Origin of the sequence: Vibrio sp. OPT24 (genome assembly GCF_015163545.1) — a bacterium.
GTDB classification, from domain to species: domain Bacteria; phylum Pseudomonadota; class Gammaproteobacteria; order Enterobacterales; family Vibrionaceae; genus Vibrio; species Vibrio cyclitrophicus.
Window position 1 is genome coordinate 477,294 of record NZ_JADDYI010000048.1, and the last position, 18,388, is coordinate 495,681.

The 18,388-nt window shown below is 43.1% G+C and carries 15 protein-coding genes; 7 read left to right on the forward strand and 8 right to left on the reverse strand.

Annotated features, from left to right (window positions below; genetic code table 11):
* The first annotated feature begins 376 nt into the window (after window positions 1–376).
* Together IQO02_RS11905 and IQO02_RS11910 are read left to right on the forward strand one after the other, a co-directional pair.
* The gene (locus IQO02_RS11905) at window positions 377–1,033 is read left to right on the forward strand and encodes a 2OG-Fe dioxygenase family protein (RefSeq protein ID WP_016768359.1); all 657 of its coding nucleotides are present in this window, start codon (window positions 377–379) and stop codon (window positions 1,031–1,033) included.
* Entirely contained in the window at window positions 1,017–2,255 is a 1,239-nt protein-coding gene (locus IQO02_RS11910; RefSeq protein WP_016783894.1) for a cysteine desulfurase-like protein, read from the forward strand. Before IQO02_RS11905 ends, IQO02_RS11910 begins: the two co-directional genes overlap by 17 nt.
* Before the next feature lie 149 nt (window positions 2,256–2,404).
* Here the strand turns inward: IQO02_RS11910 and IQO02_RS11915 are convergent, their stop codons facing one another.
* Window positions 2,405–3,076 carry a type 1 glutamine amidotransferase domain-containing protein gene (locus IQO02_RS11915; protein ID WP_010438200.1) on the reverse strand — a complete coding sequence of 224 codons (672 nt, stop codon included), beginning with the start codon at window positions 3,074–3,076 and terminating at the stop codon, window positions 2,405–2,407.
* 238 nt (window positions 3,077–3,314) lie between these two features.
* Here IQO02_RS11915 and IQO02_RS11920 point away from each other — a divergent pair, with 238 nt between their 5' ends.
* On the forward strand, window positions 3,315–4,199 hold the full coding sequence (locus tag IQO02_RS11920) for a LysR family transcriptional regulator (protein ID WP_010438203.1): 885 nt from the start codon (window positions 3,315–3,317) through the stop codon (window positions 4,197–4,199).
* A gap of 363 nt (window positions 4,200–4,562) precedes the next feature.
* Window positions 4,563–5,762: a GGDEF domain-containing protein gene (locus IQO02_RS11925; RefSeq protein ID WP_016783896.1), complete on the forward strand. Its 1,200-nt coding sequence runs from the start codon at window positions 4,563–4,565 to the stop codon at window positions 5,760–5,762.
* Window positions 5,763–5,980: 218 nt separating this feature from the next.
* On the opposite strand, the gene IQO02_RS11930 is transcribed toward IQO02_RS11925, so the two are convergent.
* Window positions 5,981–6,805 (reverse strand): DUF2797 domain-containing protein, encoded by an 825-nt coding sequence (locus tag IQO02_RS11930; RefSeq protein ID WP_010438207.1) that lies wholly within the window; start codon window positions 6,803–6,805, stop codon window positions 5,981–5,983.
* Window positions 6,806–7,107: 302 nt separating this feature from the next.
* Between IQO02_RS11930 and IQO02_RS11935 the strand changes: the two genes are divergently transcribed.
* On the forward strand, window positions 7,108–8,403 hold the full coding sequence (locus tag IQO02_RS11935) for a GGDEF domain-containing protein (RefSeq protein ID WP_010438209.1): 1,296 nt from the start codon (window positions 7,108–7,110) through the stop codon (window positions 8,401–8,403).
* 241 nt (window positions 8,404–8,644) lie between these two features.
* Here the strand turns inward: IQO02_RS11935 and IQO02_RS11940 are convergent, their stop codons facing one another.
* The 3 genes from IQO02_RS11940 to IQO02_RS11950 form a co-directional block, all read right to left on the reverse strand.
* The gene (locus IQO02_RS11940) at window positions 8,645–10,015 is read right to left on the reverse strand and encodes an SLC13 family permease (protein WP_010438212.1); all 1,371 of its coding nucleotides are present in this window, start codon (window positions 10,013–10,015) and stop codon (window positions 8,645–8,647) included.
* 198 nt (window positions 10,016–10,213) lie between these two features.
* The gene (locus IQO02_RS11945; protein WP_010438215.1) at window positions 10,214–10,966 is read right to left on the reverse strand and encodes a SanA/YdcF family protein; all 753 of its coding nucleotides are present in this window, start codon (window positions 10,964–10,966) and stop codon (window positions 10,214–10,216) included.
* Between the two features lie 172 nt (window positions 10,967–11,138).
* On the reverse strand, window positions 11,139–12,827 hold the full coding sequence (locus tag IQO02_RS11950; protein WP_102282747.1) for an NAD-dependent malic enzyme: 1,689 nt from the start codon (window positions 12,825–12,827) through the stop codon (window positions 11,139–11,141).
* Between the two features lie 184 nt (window positions 12,828–13,011).
* Here IQO02_RS11950 and IQO02_RS11955 point away from each other — a divergent pair, with 184 nt between their 5' ends.
* Together IQO02_RS11955 and IQO02_RS11960 are read left to right on the forward strand one after the other, a co-directional pair.
* Complete coding sequence (locus tag IQO02_RS11955) at window positions 13,012–15,396, forward strand: helicase-related protein (RefSeq protein ID WP_016768355.1); 2,385 nt, start codon at window positions 13,012–13,014, stop codon at window positions 15,394–15,396.
* 203 nt (window positions 15,397–15,599) lie between these two features.
* The gene (locus IQO02_RS11960; protein WP_010438222.1) at window positions 15,600–15,977 is read left to right on the forward strand and encodes a hypothetical protein; all 378 of its coding nucleotides are present in this window, start codon (window positions 15,600–15,602) and stop codon (window positions 15,975–15,977) included.
* A gap of 125 nt (window positions 15,978–16,102) precedes the next feature.
* Here IQO02_RS11960 and IQO02_RS11965 read toward each other — a convergent pair whose 3' ends face one another.
* The 3 genes from IQO02_RS11965 to IQO02_RS11975 all read right to left on the reverse strand — a co-directional run bounded on the left by IQO02_RS11965 (window position 16,103) and on the right by IQO02_RS11975 (window position 18,386).
* Window positions 16,103–17,206 (reverse strand): phosphoribosylaminoimidazolesuccinocarboxamide synthase, encoded by a 1,104-nt coding sequence (locus IQO02_RS11965; RefSeq protein ID WP_010438225.1) that lies wholly within the window; start codon window positions 17,204–17,206, stop codon window positions 16,103–16,105.
* 262 nt (window positions 17,207–17,468) lie between these two features.
* A complete protein-coding gene (locus tag IQO02_RS11970) occupies window positions 17,469–17,876 on the reverse strand; it encodes a SulA-like leucine-rich domain-containing protein (RefSeq protein ID WP_010438229.1) in 408 nt (135 codons plus the stop codon).
* A 321-nt stretch (window positions 17,877–18,197) separates the two neighbouring features.
* Window positions 18,198–18,386 carry a hypothetical protein gene (locus IQO02_RS11975; protein WP_010438232.1) on the reverse strand — a complete coding sequence of 63 codons (189 nt, stop codon included), beginning with the start codon at window positions 18,384–18,386 and terminating at the stop codon, window positions 18,198–18,200.
* Window positions 18,387–18,388: the final 2 nt, after the last annotated feature.

Genomic DNA, 18,388 nt, shown 5'->3' on the forward strand with positions numbered 1-18,388 from the left:
TCGTATTTCGCTGTGCAAAAGCATAGAAATGGATGGTGGCGAGCGTGATACCTGAACTTATGCAGGAGGCTGGTTTGTTGGAGCGCAAGGGCTGACACAATATGAAACACCACTTCCTAGTTAATAATGTCGTTAAATTTAAATTTATAGGGATTTATAACTAGCTAGTGGAGTGTGCTAGTTTTAAGAGTTGGTCATCTTTTATTCTGGTGTTATACACTGCTTTTTAATTTTAGCTTGGATTTAGTGTCTGAATTATTAAATCTGACGGGATAAATGATTGTTTAATGTTGATTTGACAAGATCTTCAAGTATCCTTTATGTAAATAAAACGTTAAATATTGAAAGTAAATTAACAATCATTAAGGAGTCGATGATGTTACATGCTCACGAAAATACCCTACATATTACCCATCTCAGTAACCATGCTGTTAAGGAGTTGTCTCCGTCATTCTCTCAGCTACCAAGCACAGAGCATGCGGATGGCCAGTTTCGATTGAGAAGATACTCGGTGGTTCAATTCAGTAATGGACAAGTCGTTGAGCAAGACAAACATAACTTTGTTCAGTCTGAAGACATTAATCACTTTCAAGGTGACGTCGTTCGCCAGTTCGAGCCGATTGAAGCGAAGATTCTAAGCAGTGAAGGCATGCAAGAAATGTGTGAACTGTTTATTGAGACCAATGGACTTGAAGACGGGCAAGAAATCGAAATCCATCAGATTCGCATTGCTGCTATTTTTGAAGAGACTCAAGTAGCACCAGAAGGTGTTCATCAAGATGGCTTTGACCACATCGCGATTATTGGTGTTACTCGCCATAACATCGTGGGTGGTGAAGTGATGCTTTATCAAGATAGCCACGAAGCACCATTCTTTAGAAAGGTGTTAGGCGATGGCGAGGTGGCAATGCTTGCTGATAGTAAGCTTTGGCACAACGCACAACCAATTCGTACCATAGACCACGGTAAGATGGGCTATATGGATGTGTTTGTACTAACGGCTAAGGATGCGCGTAATGTCCTTCACTCTTAATGATGTACGCCAACAGTTTAGTGCTTTAGGCCAATATCATAACGGCAGGCCTGTGACCTTTTTCGATGGTCCCGGTGGGTCTCAGGTACCTGAGAATGTTTTAGCTTCAATGACGGAATACCTAGGGCATTTCAATTCAAACCTAGGCGGGCACTACTTTTCTAGCCAAAAGACCACAAGCTTAATGCAGCAAGCGCGAGAAGCGGCCCAAGCACTACTCAATGCGGAGTCTTCTGGCAATGTGGTGTTCGGTGCGAACATGACATCGTTGACCTTCCAACTTAGCCGAGCGATCAGCCGCGATTGGAAAGAGGGCGATGAGGTTATCGTCACTGCGTTAGACCATTACTCAAATGTATCGAGCTGGCAGCAAGCGGCAGACGACAAAGGCGCGATTGTTCGCCAAGTTAGTGTCGACGAATCCGATTGCAGTTTGGATATGGCGCATTTTGAATCGCTGCTGAATAAGAAAACCAAGCTTGTCGCGGTGACGTTTGCTTCGAACACGACAGGTTCTATTGTCGATATGGCTAAAGTTATTGAGCTTGCACATCAGCATGGCGCTCAGGTATATGTCGATGCCGTTCATTACGCACCTCATCATTTGATCGATGTTCAGCAACTGAATTGTGATTTCTTAGCGTGTTCTGCTTATAAGTTCTTCGGCCCGCATGTCGGTATTGCTTATGTTGCGCCTCAATGGCTGCATACTTTAAAGCCTTACAAGGTTGAACCTGCAACCAATATCGGCCCAGGTCGATTTGAAACAGGAACACAAAGTTTTGAAGGCCTTGCCGGTGTGATTGCGGCGGTGGATTACTTGGCGCAGTTAGGCGATCCAGCCGATTCATTGCGTTCTCGTTTAGAGCAAAGTTACGCGCTGTATAATAAGCATGAGAGCCAACTCAGTGAATACTTCCTTAAACGCTTGTCCGATCTTGAAGGTGCAAAACTTTATGGTAAAACTGAGTTTGATTCGAATCTGAGAACCCCTACATTTGCGATTACCTTTGAAGATCACTCTCCAGAGTTCATCGCTAAGAAGTTAGGCGAGCATAATATCTGTGTGTGGAATGGACACTTCTATGCATTAGGGCTAGTGAAGCAGTTGGGTATTGAAGAGCAGGGCGTGGTGCGTATTGGATGTATGCATTATAACTCGATTGATGAGATTGACTTACTGTTCAATGTGCTTGAAGGGATTTTACGTAGCAATAGCTAACAATTTTGGCTGTTATAGAAATTAGAAAAGAGCATGCTTCTCTCAATAATATTGAGTAGGAAGTCTGCTCTTTTTGTTTCATGAACTTATATCTGTTTAGCAAAGTCTACTACGACTAAAACCGCTATTCGATTAAGCCCGTGATTGAACTAAGACAACAGCTTAACCAGAGCTGCACCTACTGCGTGCGCACTGGTTGGGTTCTGACCGGTAATCACTCGCTCATCAACAATCACAAGCTCATGCCAAGGTTGAACTTTGTTGAAACGCGCTGCGCTACGAGTAAGCGATTCTTCCAATAGGAATGGGATGTCATTGATGGTCCCAAAGTCGATTTCTTCTTCACGTGTAAAGCCTGTCACCGATTTAGAGCTTAATAGCTTCTCGCCGTTGCTTAGGACAATCGGAAGCAGTGCTGCAGGGCCGTGACATACTGATGAGATAACGCCACCATCTTCATAGTGCTTAGCGGCGATGGTTGCGAATTGCTCGTCGGTTGCTAGATCTGAAAGCAAACCGAATCCACCGGGGTAGAAGATAGCATCGTAGCTTTCTGCATTAATTTGGCTTACAGGAATCGTATTGTTGATGCGGTTCTGGAAGTCATCATCAGCCAAGATCTCGGCGTTTACTGAATCCCCTTCAATATCGGTTCCATACAGTGGACCTTTACCACCCTTGATAGAAGCGATGTCGTATTCAAAACCTGCAGCAATGATCTCTTTGAGAGCATGAGTTAGTTCAGGAGCGTAAGTACCGTTCGCTTGATCTGTATTGCCAAGTGTTGCGTGGTTAGTCACAGGTATTAGTATTTTTTTCATGATTCGTCCCTTTGAGCACGTTTGTTTGGTTTCAGCGTCGTTTTTTTGCTTTAGGTATCGTGGTTTTTATTTAGAAAACCAAAGTTTTCAATTTAGATACCGCTGTTTCGTTATCTGTAATACTAGTAGCAAACCATTTGAGTGATAATATACCGAATAGGCAAAACATTATTGCTATATAGCAATAGTTAGATATGAATTAGTCGATGTGAATTCGTTAGATGTAAGCAGGTGAAGTATGGATAGCTTTGAAGGTATTAATGAGTTTGTTGCGGTAGCAGAGTGTCACGGCTTTTCTGCGGCCGCAAAGCAGTTAGGTTGCAGTACCAGTCATGTCAGTCGCCAAGTTTCAAGGTTAGAAGAAAGGGTAGGTGTTGCCTTGCTTGCTCGTTCTACACGCATGGTAAGCTTAACTGAATCGGGTCACACCTATTATCAGCAGTGCAAAGATCTAGTTATTGGGCTGCAACAGGCAAATGAACAAGTGACCTCTCAACAAGCTCAGTTAAGTGGCACATTACGAGTGAGTGCCGCAGGCGCGTTTGCAGAAAATCATGTGGCTGCTGCGTTGATGGAATTTGCCAAAGACCACCCAGATCTAACTATAGAGATGAACTTTAATACCAAGATGGTTAACTTCATCGAAGATGGCATCGATTTCGCGATTCGATATGGTCGGTTGGATGATTCGGGGTTGGTGGCAAGAAAGCTCGTTGATCGCCCAATGGCGGCAGCAGCCAGCAAAGCTTATCTTGATCAATTTGGTACACCAGTTCACCCAGAACAGTTGAAATTACACAGTTGCATCATTGCCAACAGTGATCAGTGGCTATTTGAAAAAGATGGAAAACCGCTTAATGCAGTACGAGTGCATGGTCGCTGGAGAAGCAATAACTCAAGCGCAGTGATTAAAGCATGTGAACAGGGGCTTGGCATTGTCTACCTACCAAAAAGCAGTTTCAATGGCGCTCTTGCTTATGGAAAACTGGTTCCAGTACTAGAAGAGTATTGGGGAGCAGGAACCAGCAGTTGGATTGTTTACCAAAACCGTCGCTTTCTACCACAGAGAGCACGGCTTGCGATCGATTTTCTCGTCTCTTACTTTTCTGACTGGCAAGAATAGTTAGAAAGCGATTAAGGAAAAGAGTTTGATGCTTTCAGCGGCCCAGGTTTAGTAAACGAGAGCAAGGCTAAGGAAACGTTTACATTGATAGGTGTTATCTTTTTTTGTTTTTTGACACGCGTAACAAGATTGATGTTCTTGCTAGCTTTTGATGTCTCGTGTAAGCAATTGAATTGTAGAGAAGCGTGAAGCAGTACGATATACTAGTTGATATATTAATGTGTCTGGCGTGCGATAGATTGTGTTAAGTCGCTAGTAGGATATGTCGTTATACTCCAATTTACGAAGTATAGCTCTAGTGCGGAGTGGGCAATGTCGTCAATAAATTTCGAATCCACATACGGTGTAATAACTATTCAAGATATGAATGTAGTTAGCGTTGATGCTAATTATGCGCGTATTTATGGATACCAATCACCCGAAGAACTACTGCTTAATATAGATAGCTTTTTAGATCTTATATCAGAAGAATTTCATGTTTTAGCCTATCAAAACTACCTTGAAACGGTCAGCGGTCAACGAGATCCTCAGGTTCATACTTATACCAATGTTGATCGTAACGGTAGAGAGTTCACAGTGTTTTCTATCGACCATGTTACGGAGTGGCAGGGAAGACCTGCACTGCAAGTCACGGTTATCGATCTATCTCCTGCTATTCAGTTGCAAAATGCGGTGCGTGAGCAAGATAAGATGTATCACGATATGATCATGCAATCAGGACAGGGCATCTTGGTTCATCGAGATTTCAAACCGTTGATGGTCAATCAATCTTGGGTCAACATGCAAGGCGGCACGTCCATCGAGCAAGTATTAGAGCTAGAGTCGATTCTTGAATTGGTACCAAAACAGAATACGGATGGTATCAGTAAGCATTATCAAGCGATTGTGTCTGGTGAGTTGTCAGGAACTAGTACTGTGGTTGAAAATATAGGGTTCGACGAGGTTCACCGGTTCTTCAATATTTACGACAATGCGATTACTTGGAAAGGTCAGCCAGCGGTTCAGGTGGTGCTCGAAGATGTGACTCAAAAAGTAATGTTGGAGAAACAGTTACTTCATCAAGCGAATTACGATGAAATGACCAATTTGCTCAATCGAAGAGCGATTTACGATTGGCTGAAAGCGTATCTTGCTTCCGATAATCATGTTGTATGTATGCTACTTGATATCGATGACTTTAAATCGATCAATGATACTTACGGTCATATGGTAGGTGATGAAGTTATTTGTGCTTTGGCTAGTATTACCAAGCGTAATGTAGAGCAAGCTGGTGGTGTTGCAGGGCGTTGGGGTGGCGAAGAGTTTATCGTGTTTCTCCCAAATGCTTCTCCTCAAATTTCACGCGCAGTATCTGACCAAATTCGCCAGCAATTTAATCAAACTCAGTTTAACATCAGCAAACATGTTCGATTTAATGTGAGCGTCAGTATTGGAGTCAGTGACAGCCGATCGTGCGAAGGGAAAGTGTCCATTGATGCGCTCGTGAACTTAACGGATCAATCTCTGTACCAAGCTAAAGCGAGTGGAAAAAATTGTGTATGCGGAGAAGTGAGCACATCTTAATGTTGACTAAACATGGTTTAGTTAGGCGGCTAGCATAGAATCGTATTGATAATAAAATGCCCTTAAGCAATCGCTGAGGGCATTTTAGTTTCTATCGTCATGATAAGTTCAGTGTAATCTGGTCAAAGTTGTTTAGATTTCACCGCTTAAATGAACTCAGCTTTGGCTTATCAAAGTAGTGTCTAATAAAAGCAGTTGCTTATAAAACCGTTGGCTTACTAAGCAGAAACTTCTACTTCGTAAGAGCCAAATTTACGAATGTTAATCACACCAGTATCTAGGATTAGGTACTGGCCTTTAATACCTTGAAGTACACCAGTTACCTCTGGGTTCTTATCAAAGTTGTGCGATACAATTTTCACTGGGTGCTGTTCAACTGGGTAGCTCAATGAAGTGATGTTTTCGCTCAGAATCTCGATAGCATCGTCACCAAACTTCGCTCTGATCTCTTGGATTTTATCCTCAACCAATGGCAATAGTTCTTTGGCTTTTTCTATCAATTCCATATCGTCACCGTCGCCTTTGAGTAGCGTGCGCCAGTTAGTTTTGTCAGCAATGTGCTTTGCTAACTCAACTTCGATCAGGCCAGAAATCTGACGTGTTTTCACCTTCAAGATAGGCAGGCCTTGAGTTGCGCCTTGGTCAATCCAGCGAGTAGGTATTTGAGTATGACGAGTGATACCCACTTTAAGGCTTGATGTGTTCGACAGGTAAACGAAGTGATCAACCATGCAGTTCGCTTCACCCCACTCAGGCTCACGACAAGTGCCTTCATCGTAATGGCAAGTCTCTGGCTTCATGATGCACATATCGCAACTTGCCAGCTTTCTCATACACACAAAACAGTGTCCTTGCGAGTAGCTTTTCTTGGTTTTTTTGCCACACGAGCAGCAAAAAATATTACCGGTGTGAGAGAGGTTAATGGTTTTACCAATCAGAGGGTTTAGCTCTACAAATTCTTCACCGACAGGTAAACGGTAGGTAACCGCACCATCAAGCGAAGCACTCATTTTCTTGAGTGTTCCTTTTGCTAATAAAGACATGACATTACTCGTTGTATTTTGATTATTATTTCGTCGACTCGGATGCTCTTTAAGCAGGCGCTACGGTTAACGATGATTATGCGATGAGTATAACAAATAGAGTTTGTTTTTATACGCAATATTACTTGATTCTCGGCGTGAATAATTACCAGTCAACATGCACATGAAAATATAGTATGACATTTTGTTCTGGCGTGATATAACGTTTTTCAGTGAGTTGTTGGAATGAAGATCACTGATTTACTTAACTTATTTTATATCGTGAAATCCCAACTATAGGGACCTTAGCCGGAAGTTTAGACGTGAAGTGGATTCATAAGATTGTTATCTTTCTCGTTATCACAACGCTTGCCATTGTGCAGTATTACCGTGTGAGCGGGAGTCGTGTGATAACTGCTATTACTCCTGATAAATATGAATTTGTCGCAACTAGCGATAAAGTTGACAGGGGTATCAGTACCTCTCAAATATCTTTTAAAAATGGCCAGTATATTCTCGACTGTGAATTGAAAGAGTCTGAGTATCCGTGGCCTTATTGTGGCCTGTCAATTCGTATCAATCCAGACATTACCGCTGGCCTTGATCTTTCCCAATACCATACCTTCAGAGTCAATATTGATTATCATGCGGAAGCGGATTCTAGCGGTCGTTTGAGAACCTATCTACGCAATTATAATCCTGCTTACTCTGTATCTGATGACGAATACACGCATAAGTATAATGGTATGGAGTTTTCACCTGGTGTAGATGGCGGTGTGATTGAGATTCCTATTGCTAACCTGCAGGTGATGACATGGTGGCTTGCCGATAACGATATTGCGCTAGAACATTCGGCTCCAGAATATTCAAATGTCAATATGGTTGAATTTGCGACCGCCTCTGGAGCAAAATTAGGTCATCATCGAATTGTTATTCGCAGTATTGAATTTGAAGGATCCTATATATCAGCAGAAAGTTTGTTCTTAATCTTGCTGTTCATTTGGGTAGGCACAGGTACTGTATTTTTACTTTCTGAATTGCATCACTCACGCAAGCGTATGGTGATTGCAGAAAAAAGGCACCACCACCTTAAGAGTGTTAACCGTGCATTACGAGAGCAAAACTTTGAGTTTTCAGAGATGGCTCACCGAGATGAGTTAACAGGCATACTTAACCGACACGCGATCCGTGATTGGTTGAAGATGCAGTCTCAACAGGTGAAGCAAGGGCATGGGAAGCTAAGTATGTTGTACCTCGATATTGACTACTTCAAAAGTGTGAACGATAAGTACGGACATCAGATGGGCGACCATATTTTACGTGAGTTTAGCATGGTAGTGGGTAGCTCGATCAGCGCTACCGACAAGTTGGTGAGGTGGGGCGGGGAAGAGTTTATTGTTTTTTGTCCTGAGACAGACGCTGGAGAAGCGCAAAGAAAGGCAGAGAAAATAAGGCTTTTGGTTAGTCAACACCTATGGGTTCATGGCGACCCTCTTACTTGCAGTGTTGGTCTTGCCGAGATGAAGCAAGAGCGGGTGACAGAGACTATTGCTCGTGCTGATGAAGCTTTATATCAAGCGAAACATTCGGGTCGAAATCAGGTGTTCTTGAGTCACTAATCTGAGGTTGTTCCGATTGTGAAAAAACCATAAGTGAGTATGTGGCATCGCTATGGCTACCATTCTAAAAGCAAAAAAGGTGACGAAGAGCCACCAAAAGGTAAAAACGTTTATTTTTCTTACGATGCCCGCTCAACGCCCTCGTTCGTAGCGAATTTTGTTGAGCGGGCTGTTTTAGAAAGGCTGTATCAGGGAAACAGTAATCATCTTAGTTGGAGTATCACCAACTAGGCGTTTATGCTTACCAGAAAATCCAAGCGAACAATGTCAGAACTAGGATACAAACTAGGTTTAATACCATACCGATTCGCATCATCTCTTTCTGCTTGATGTGACCCGAGCCAAACACTATTGCGTTAGGTGGTGTCGCGACTGGCAACATGAAAGCACAAGAAGCGGCAACGGCAATTAGCGCCGATAAGATAACTGGAGACATACCTAGCGCTTCAGCAATAGTCGCAAATACAGGGACAAGCAGTGCTGCGCTTGCAGTGTTACTCGCAAATTCCGTTAGGAATACCACGAACGCTACCACCGCTAGAATCGTAAGAAGAACACCAGCTGTTTCTAAAAATCCGCTTAGAGAGTGCGCTAGGAATACACTCGTTCCTGTCGCTTTAAGAATGTTACTTAAACAGATACCACCACCGAACAGGATAAGTACACCCCAGTCCGTTGTCTTCTCAACATCTTTCCATTCAACCGCTCTAGAAGCGCCAAGTAGTACAATTGCGCCAATCGCTACCAAGCTATCGAACTTAGAGAAGCCGCCGATCATAGCATTGATTGGTTTACCGAATATCCAAAGCGTTACCGTTAGAAGGAAGATAGACAGTGTGATTTTCTTACTGTTTGTCCACTCAACAGGGGCATGGTCTAATTCGAATTTGTGGTCAAGTTTCGGCTTAGTCATGACGTACAAAATAATCATCGCGATTGGTAACAAGATCATTGAGATTGGTAGGCCAAGCGCCATCCACTCAGTGAAGCTTAGGCCAACTTCTGCCGCCGCAATAGCGTTTGGTGGGCTACCAACCAAGGTTGCAATACCACCGATTGAAGCACAGTAAGCAATACCAAGTAGCACGAACACGTAGGTGTTGCGGTCTTCACTTTGGTCGACTTTGTTCATGATACCAAGAACAAGAGGAAGCATCATCGCTGTGGTGGCTGTGTTGGAGATCCACATTGATAGACCAGCACTCACACCAAACAACATGAATACGGCGACCGACATTCTGCCTTTTGCTATCAGTAATACTTTGTCGGCAATCGCTTTATCCAACTCCTGTTTGTTCAGTGCGGCTGCCAGTGCGAAGCCACCCATGAATAAAAAGATGATTGGGTTCGAAAAATTAGCCAGTGCTGCGGGCGTATTGAACACACCAAACAAGACAGCCAATAGAGGAACAAGCAAAGCGGTGATGCTGACGTGAATCGCTTCGGTTAACCATAAAATAGCAACGAACACGAGAATACTTAAACCCGTATTCACTTGTGCTTCGAATGGTAAGGTGTTGAGCAAGAGTGCAAATAGTGTGAAATTACCAATTAATATCATGCTGTTGCGGGTAAACAACCAGTGTTTCAGTGTAGTAACAAGTGCCGTCATAAGACGCTCCTTTTGTTTATCCTCGTTTTATTGGTGTACTGACTTCATTGAGTAGTGCTTATTCTGTACGAGGTATATAGCTTGATGTAGGGTCGGACTTTGTTGGGGGAATGTTACTTAAGTTAAGAAAGGAGCGTTGGTGTGTTTTTGTGTAACAGTAGGGAAATGTGAGGCAACAAATTCAAAATGTGTAGGTTTCTACACATCGGGATCTGAAGGGTCTGTGATAGGGCTAGGAATAGGCAGTGTTTCTTGCTTAGGGCTGGGTTGAATTGGTTCTTTAGGTCCAAGGAATTTGGGTGCAGTACCAATAATATACAAATCAAGGAACGCTTTAGTTCGCGCGAACACTTCACGTAAACGTATGGTTGTTCCAGAGTGGTGAGTCGGACCTGAAACTGCCAAACATTGGGCGTGAATATCGTAAGAGCTTGCGATCAATAGTGCTCTTTCACAGTGGAATTCCTGTGTGATAATTAAAAAGTTATCGGTATCGAAGATCTTTTTGGCGCGAACAATTGAATCTAAAGTTCTGAAACCAGCGTAATCGAGATTGATGCGTTCATCGGGCACACCGGCTTTTAATAAGTCACGTTTCATTGTCCACGGTTCGTTATAAGAACGATGAGCGTTATCGCCACTCAGTAGAAATTGCTCTACTTTTTCACGATCGAATAACTCAATAGCAGCGTCAATTCGATGTTTGTAGTATTCGTTGAGTGTTCTACCTAGGTATTTACTGGTACCAAGTACAACGGCAACTTCGCGCTCTGGCACATCATCGATATGGTAGATGATGCGATCTTTTGCTTGCCATGAAACCCAATAATCAATCGCAATAACCGCAGCACTACCTACTAAGAACACGAGGAAAGCGCCAAACAGAAAACCTTGTAGTTTTTTGTAAGCTTTTTTTAAGTAGCTACGGAAAATGTGAGAATCAAATTTCACTCTCGGTATGGTCCTTTGGCTGAGCATTAATTTTTGAGTGCTCGATAATACCAAATAAAAATGAGAAAAATCAGCTAAAAAGACAAGACAGTGAAAAGAAAAAAGCCTCTGCATTGGCAGAGGCTCTAGTAAGAGTCGTTAACGCTCTTTATTTAGAATACAGTTCAATTTATTAGAACGCAGTACGCTTGTAGCGACGGTAAACCGGTTGCCAGAAATGTTGGTCAATTGCTTGTTGAAGAGCTTCATCTGTGATCTCTAACGCAACACCTTGTTCAATGGCTTTCTTACCAACGGCAAAAGCAATCTTCTTAGATACGGTGTGAATCTCTTCCAATGGTGGAAGTAACGCACCTGAACCATTGATGGCAAGTGGAGAACACGTAGCAAGAGCACGGCTTGATTCCATCAGCATCTCATCGGTGATACGTGAAGCGTTCACAGCCAATACACCAAGGCCAATACCAGGGAAGATGTAGCTGTTGTTACATTGAGCAATTGGGTAAGTAGTTCCGTTGTGAACCACTGGTTCAAATGGGCTACCTGTTGCAACAAGAGCTTGGCCATCAGTCCAACGAATAATGTCGTTTGGTGTCGCTTCAACACGGCTTGTTGGGTTCGACAGTGGGAATATAATAGGGCGCTCACAGTGAAGGTTCATCTCTTTGATGACTTCTTTGCTGAATAGACCCGGAGCACCAGATACACCAACTAATACGGTTGGTTTAGCGTGGCGAACAACGTCTAGTAGAGAGAAACCAGTACCGTCACTTTCCCAATCTTTAGTGTTAGCGTTGGTTTGAACCAAACGCTGTTGGAAATCAAGCAAGTTTTGCATGCCTTCCTGTAGCAGACCCCAACGGTCAACCATGTATACTTGAGAGCGAGCTTGTGCATCGCTGATACCTTCAGATACCATTTGTGCGATGATCGCTTCTGCAATACCACAACCTGCAGAACCCGCACCTAAGAAGGTTATTCGTTGATCTGACAGTTTGCTGTTTGCTGCTTTACATGCTGCAAGTAGAGAACCAACCGTTACCGCTGCTGTACCTTGGATATCATCGTTGAAACAACAGATGCGATCTTTATAACGCTCAAGTAGAGGCATTGCGTTCTTTTGTGCGAAATCTTCGAACTGAACTAATGCATCTGGCCAGCGACGTTGAACCGCTTGGATGAACTCTTCAACGAATGCGTCGTAGTCGGCACCTGTAATACGAGGATGACGCCAACCCATGTACATTGGATCTGCAAGACGTTGAGGGTTGTTAGTACCCACATCGAGCACGATTGGTAGCATGTAAGCTGGGCTGATACCGCCACAAGCTGTGTAAAGCGCTAGCTTACCAATTGGAATACCCATGCCACCGATGCCTTGGTCTCCCAAACCAAGAATGCGTTCACCGTCCGTAACCACGATAACTTTAACGTTGTGGTTTGTCGCATTATTCAGTAGATCATCGATACGATCGCGATTCGGGTATGAGATAAACAGACCACGGCCACGACGATAAATATTTGAGAAGTTCTCACATGCTGCGCCAACTGTTGGCGTGTAAATGATAGGCATCATTTCAGAGATGTGGTTTTGAACTAAACGATAAAAAAGCGTTTCATTAGTGTCTTGGATGTTACGTAGGTAAATATGCTTATCCATATCACTTTCGAAGTTACAATATTGTTTGTATGCACGTCCAACTTGCTCTTGGATTGTTTCGGTTGTTTCCGGTAACAAGCCTTCAAGGTTGAAAGAACTGCGCTCTTCAGCAGAGAATGCGCTGCCTTTGTTAAGAAGAGGGGTACTTAGTAAAGCAGGACCAGCATAAGGGATATACAGAGGGCGTTTATCGTTGTTCATTGGATGCCTAATATGGGAGAAAGGGTAACTGAAAAATGATAACGGTTTAGTTATTCAATTGTAAATAGTTTCCCTCCGATCTGAGCAAACAAAATGATATTCTTACCTAAGTCCCACACTTATCGAATTTGAATGCCATAATTCGTTATACTTTGCTCACATTTTTTCGCGACGCTTCCTTTTTATGTCTCTACTTCCCATCGATTCTTATCAAAATGCATTCCACGATCAAATCGGCAGTTCTCACCTCGTAGTCGAAGCAGAAACCGGATCGGGCAAATCAACACGTTTACCGGTGTGGGCGTCTCAGCATGGGCGAGTACTTGTGGTAGAGCCAAGACGAATCGCCTGTACGTCATTAGCTAAATACCTCGCACAGCAATCGGGTGAGAAGTTGGGTAGCAAAGTCGGCTACGCCATTAAGCTTGAATCTGAATATAGCGAGCAAACCGATGTGGTTTTTGTGACTCCCGGAATCGCATTGCGTTGGTTATCTGAAGATGGACTTGCTAGTTTCGATGTCATTGTGGTGGATGAATTTCACGAGAGGCGCTGGGATATTGATCTGCTGGTGGCGATTCTGAAACAAAAAGCGAGTCATCGTTTGGTGATCACTTCTGCCACCATTGAAGGTGAGCGCCTTGCTCACTATCTGAATGCGAATCGAATAAGCTGTGAAGGCCGAACTTATCAAGTTGCTATTGAAAATAGGGCGAATGAATCAAGAGTATTACCCGATATTCGACATCTAGAGCAACGTATTGCTGAAGAAGTGAATCACCAACTGATCGCTTCTCGTGGCGATATTTTGGTTTTCCTGCCGGGTAAAAAAGAGATCGTGCATTGTGAGCAAACCTTGGCAAAGAATCCAGATATCCAAGTTGTTAAATTGCATGCATCAGTGAGTGATAAAGAACGAGGTTTAGCGCTCTCTGGTCGTAATATCGATACTAAAAATGACGGCGACAGTTTACGAAAAGTCATTTTGGCGACCAATGTTGCTGAAACCTCACTAACTATACCCGACATAGGTGTGGTGATAGATTCAGGGTTAGAAAGACGCACCGTTCAACGAAACGGAAGAACGACACTGATGCTTAAATCGATATCACGAGCGAGTGCCAAGCAACGAGCTGGCCGCGCGGGTAGGGTGATGGATGGTGTCTGTGTTCGTCTATATGGCGAGCATGCGGCGTTAGAATTAGTCACACCACCTGAACTGCAACGTGAAGAATTAACAGAACCTATGTTGGCCGCGGCATGTTGTGGTGCTCCGCTTGAGAGCTTGTCCTTCCTTGACCCTATTCCAGAGAAGTCATTAAATAGCGCGACTCAAACCTTGCTTACGATGGAGGCGATTAATACCGACCATCAAATTACCGAGCATGGAAAGAAACTTTACCCGCTGCCAATTGATGCCTTGTATGCCGATATTGTTACTCGAATTAAAAACAAAGCATTAAAAGAGGCGATGGTGGATCTCACGGCAGCGCTTTCAGTTCCGGCTCGTCTATACCAATTACCTAATAATGCAGACCATTTGGAAGCACTCGCTCAACAAGAGAAAGAAGGATGTGATTTATCCCTGTTAATTCAGATTGTACGCGGTCGTGATTATCCACATTTAGAAATAGATAAGCAGGCATTGAATGAAGCTCAAGGGTTGGCGACGCAAATGCGTGAGGTGTTTGAGCTTCCTCAGTTAGAAGTCGCGTCACGTTTCCAACGCATTGAACTGCTTAAGACTATTGTTAATTTACATCCTGAGCTCGTGTTTGTGCGCCGACTGAAGAGGAAAGAAGCCTTTGCCAACGGGATGTTAGAAGTAGTACTCGGTCGCCAGAATCGTTTCCCTGACAATGCGCAAGCTATGTTGGTGTTGGACACTCACAGCTTACCGGGTCGTGGTGTGAAGCAAACACTGATCTTAGCTACGACCACTGCGCCTATTCCTTTAGAACTCGTTGTTGAAGCAGATTTGGGTGAATGGCAGCAAAGTGAAACCGTGGTCAATGACGAGGGCGTGTTTACTGAAATGGCATTGGTGTACGCTGGCCGCACGATTACGACTAAGCTGGTAGAGGCAGAAGGACCGTTGTCTTTAAAGCCTATCGTTGATCTCGTGGTAAGCGGTGCTCAGCTTCCTGGTTTTGCAGAGGCCCGTACTCAAGAGATTAAGCATTGGCAGCTTTACGTCAAACTCGGGCTAGATGAGCAGACTCAATTTACACCAGAGATCGAGCAATTGAGCTTTGAACTATGGCTTATAGAACAACTGGAAGTGTTAGGCGTGACGGATGTCAGCGAGCTGGAAATGTTTGAACATAACGACATTCCCTTTGATGGTATACCTGCTTGGCTGTATAACGAGTTCTCAGAAAAATATCCGTTTTCATTGTGCCTTGCCGACTTGCAGCTTGAGGTGGAATACTTGACTGGAAGGAAGCTGATTTACGTGCATTATCAATCGGGTAGTCGGAAGTTATCACCAAAACGCTGGGAGTTGCCTACATGGTCTGGATGGCGTATTCAGTACAAAAAAGCGAGCCGAATAATTGATATAAAATAGATGGATAAGTTTTATCTCTAAAATATTAATCAAATAGGCGCATATATTATTTTTCAGTGCTTATTATGTTACGGTTTTGATTTTTATATGCCTTTTTAACCAATCAAAAGGTCATAAAAGACTATTCTTCTATATCCTATTGCTATAAAGAAAAAGTTGATAGATATTGAGTATATTGTGTTGCCAAAGTGTCGGGGGACATCATGGATAAACAGGAAGAAACGCGTGTAGAGTTCGATTACACAACATTTCTTGGCGCCTCATGCAGTAAAAAGTGGACTTTTCTGGAAGCTCTTACCACAATTGCGCCAGTGTTCAGTACCGTCTGGCGAGATAGCATCAAAGAGTTGGGCACCCCAGAAGATCGTTTATGGCAGATGGCATTGAAATCAATGTCTACACGTAAAAGCGATGAATCAAATATTGTTACCTTGCTTAAACTTGCCAAACTAGAAGGGATCAACGAACTCAAAGTTGTGATGCCTTATTCTCTTGAAGAAGAGCAGATCGAATATATCGAATCACGTAGTCACTTAATGATTGCGGGAAATACTGGAGAAGAGCTTACCATTAAGCTTTAGCGACCAGTTTCAGCCATCAGTTTTAACCTACACTAAAAGTGTTCGGCAACTTATCAACAGACATAAAAAGGGCCTCAATGTTGAGGCCCTTTTTGTATCCAAGCTGTATTAGTCATCTAGCGTAATTAATCGATCAGTCCGTAGTCGGCACGTAATACATCGATGATCTCTTGCTTAGGGTTTTCACTCAGTACTATCTCTGCACCGGTGATTTTCGCTGCGATATCAAGGTAAGTACGAGAAAGAGACATCAATGCATCCAAAGGAAGTTCATTGTCACGAGCTAGAGCTTCACGTTCTGGCATACGCTCTTTGTTCAACAGAATGTCTGCATCAGGAAAGTAGTTAAGTAAGAACTGACGGAAACCTTCTTTTGAGTTCTCGACGATGTTGCCTTTGTTGTATTCTTGAGTATCCCAAATACGAGATGAATCAGGTGTACCGACCTCATCCATATAGATAAGCTTTTCTTTACCTTGAGCATCGTTTACATAACCGAACTCAAATTTAGTATCAACAAAGATTTGATCGACGTTTGCGAGTGCTTGGCTAATTACGTTGAAGCCTTCTTTTAGAAGTTTTTCGTAATGCGTAATGTCACTGGCTTGAGTAAAGTTGAACGCAGCGAAGTTGTCTTCGATGTTGTTACGTGTGATGTTCACATCGTCAGCTTCTGGTACGCCAGGGATGCCTTTCAAAATCCCTTTTGTTGAAGGTGTGATCAGCAGTTCAGGTAGCTTCTTGTCTTTCTCTAGGCCTTCAGGCATCTCGATGCCGCAGAATTCACGTTCGCCGTTTGCGTATGCACGCCACATTGAACCTGTGATGTATTGACGACAAATCGCTTCAATCATTACTGGACGAGCTTTTTGAACAATCCATACGAATGGGTGAGGGATATCAAGAATATGACTGTCAGCAAGCCCGTTGTCTTTAAACAATTTGAACCAGTGATTAGAGATAGCATTCAGAGCTGCTCCTTTCCCCGGAACACCTTTAAGATTCCCTTCACCGCGCCAGATACAATCAAACGCAGAGATACGGTCACTGATCACCATGATGGCTAAAGGCGCATCCGGTGCTACGTCGTAGCCTTTGTCTTTAATTAGTCGTTGGCTATCTTCTTCAGTTAACCAGTAGACTGAGCGAACTTTGCCGCTGTGGACAGGTTTGTCAGTACGGATTGGTAGGTCATCATTTACGGCAAGAACTTGATCAGCAAGGCTCATTTAGACATTCCTATCTTTTATCAAACGTCATACAGAGAAGTGCGGTGTGCACATGATTAGACGGGCATTATACCCAATCTAGTCTTTGCTTCCAGAGAAAAAGCAATCGATTGCTAAATCTATTAATCAAATAAAAACCCCCCGCCTAACGACCCGCTTAACAATTGGCGAATTGTAGGGCAGGGGAAGGCAGTCTATTGGCTGTGTTTTGGAGCTATGTTATCGAGCTATGTTTGTTAGCTAAATTGTTAAGCGAGGTGGCTTAGTGAATGCGTTCTGAATTGTCATCGATGAAGAACACTTCGCATTGAAAGCGTTGTCCTAACATTCTTAGATACTGTTGGCTGAATGAGTCGATAGAAGCACTTGCAACGATTGCGCTCGCATTCTTAGAGCGAATAGCTTTCTCGACTGTTTCTACTTCAGTCATTTGGTGAGAGGCTTTCATATGAATAACGCGGTCACAGCAAACATTATGTTGCTTCAACTGCTTAGCGGATGGTCTCGGTGTTTGAGCCGTAAACAGTAACCACTGATGTTGATTGGACAGCAACGCCATTCTAGCGAACAACGCTTCCTCGTTTGAATTTTTGCTTTTACGAGAAACTGATGTAAATACGCAGTGAACTAGCGGGCTAGAGTGTTGGGCTTTAACGTGTGCTTGAATCATTTTGCTGTCCTTATATACATGCTGTATGTGTATACAGTAGTTTTAGTTGCTTATAAGATCAAGCATTTTTTGCGGGATTATTGGACGATTCCTATTGGTAATATAGGTGGTTTTAATTTAAGTTGTTGAAAATAATAGGTAAATTAAATTTGAATGAATTTTCTATTTTGTCTCAGAAATTGAAAAAATGTGATTTCTATACAGATGTATACAGTGGTTTTTACAGAAAAGTACTGTATATACCTGTGTAGAAGATAAGAAGACAAATCCCAGATACAAAAAAAGCGCCTTAGGCGCTTTCTTATATTTCAATGTTGTTGCTTATCTTAATGTGGCTTGGGAGAGTTTTGTTCTCATCTCCATTTCACCAATATTGAACTGGCGAACATCAATGGTTGCAATGTCATTGCACTCTTTACATGCATGATGACACTTACCATCTAGGTAATCGTGCTTTTTAACTAGGCTTGGCTTTTTGCACCAATCACAAACGCCTTCTACTGTGAACATAT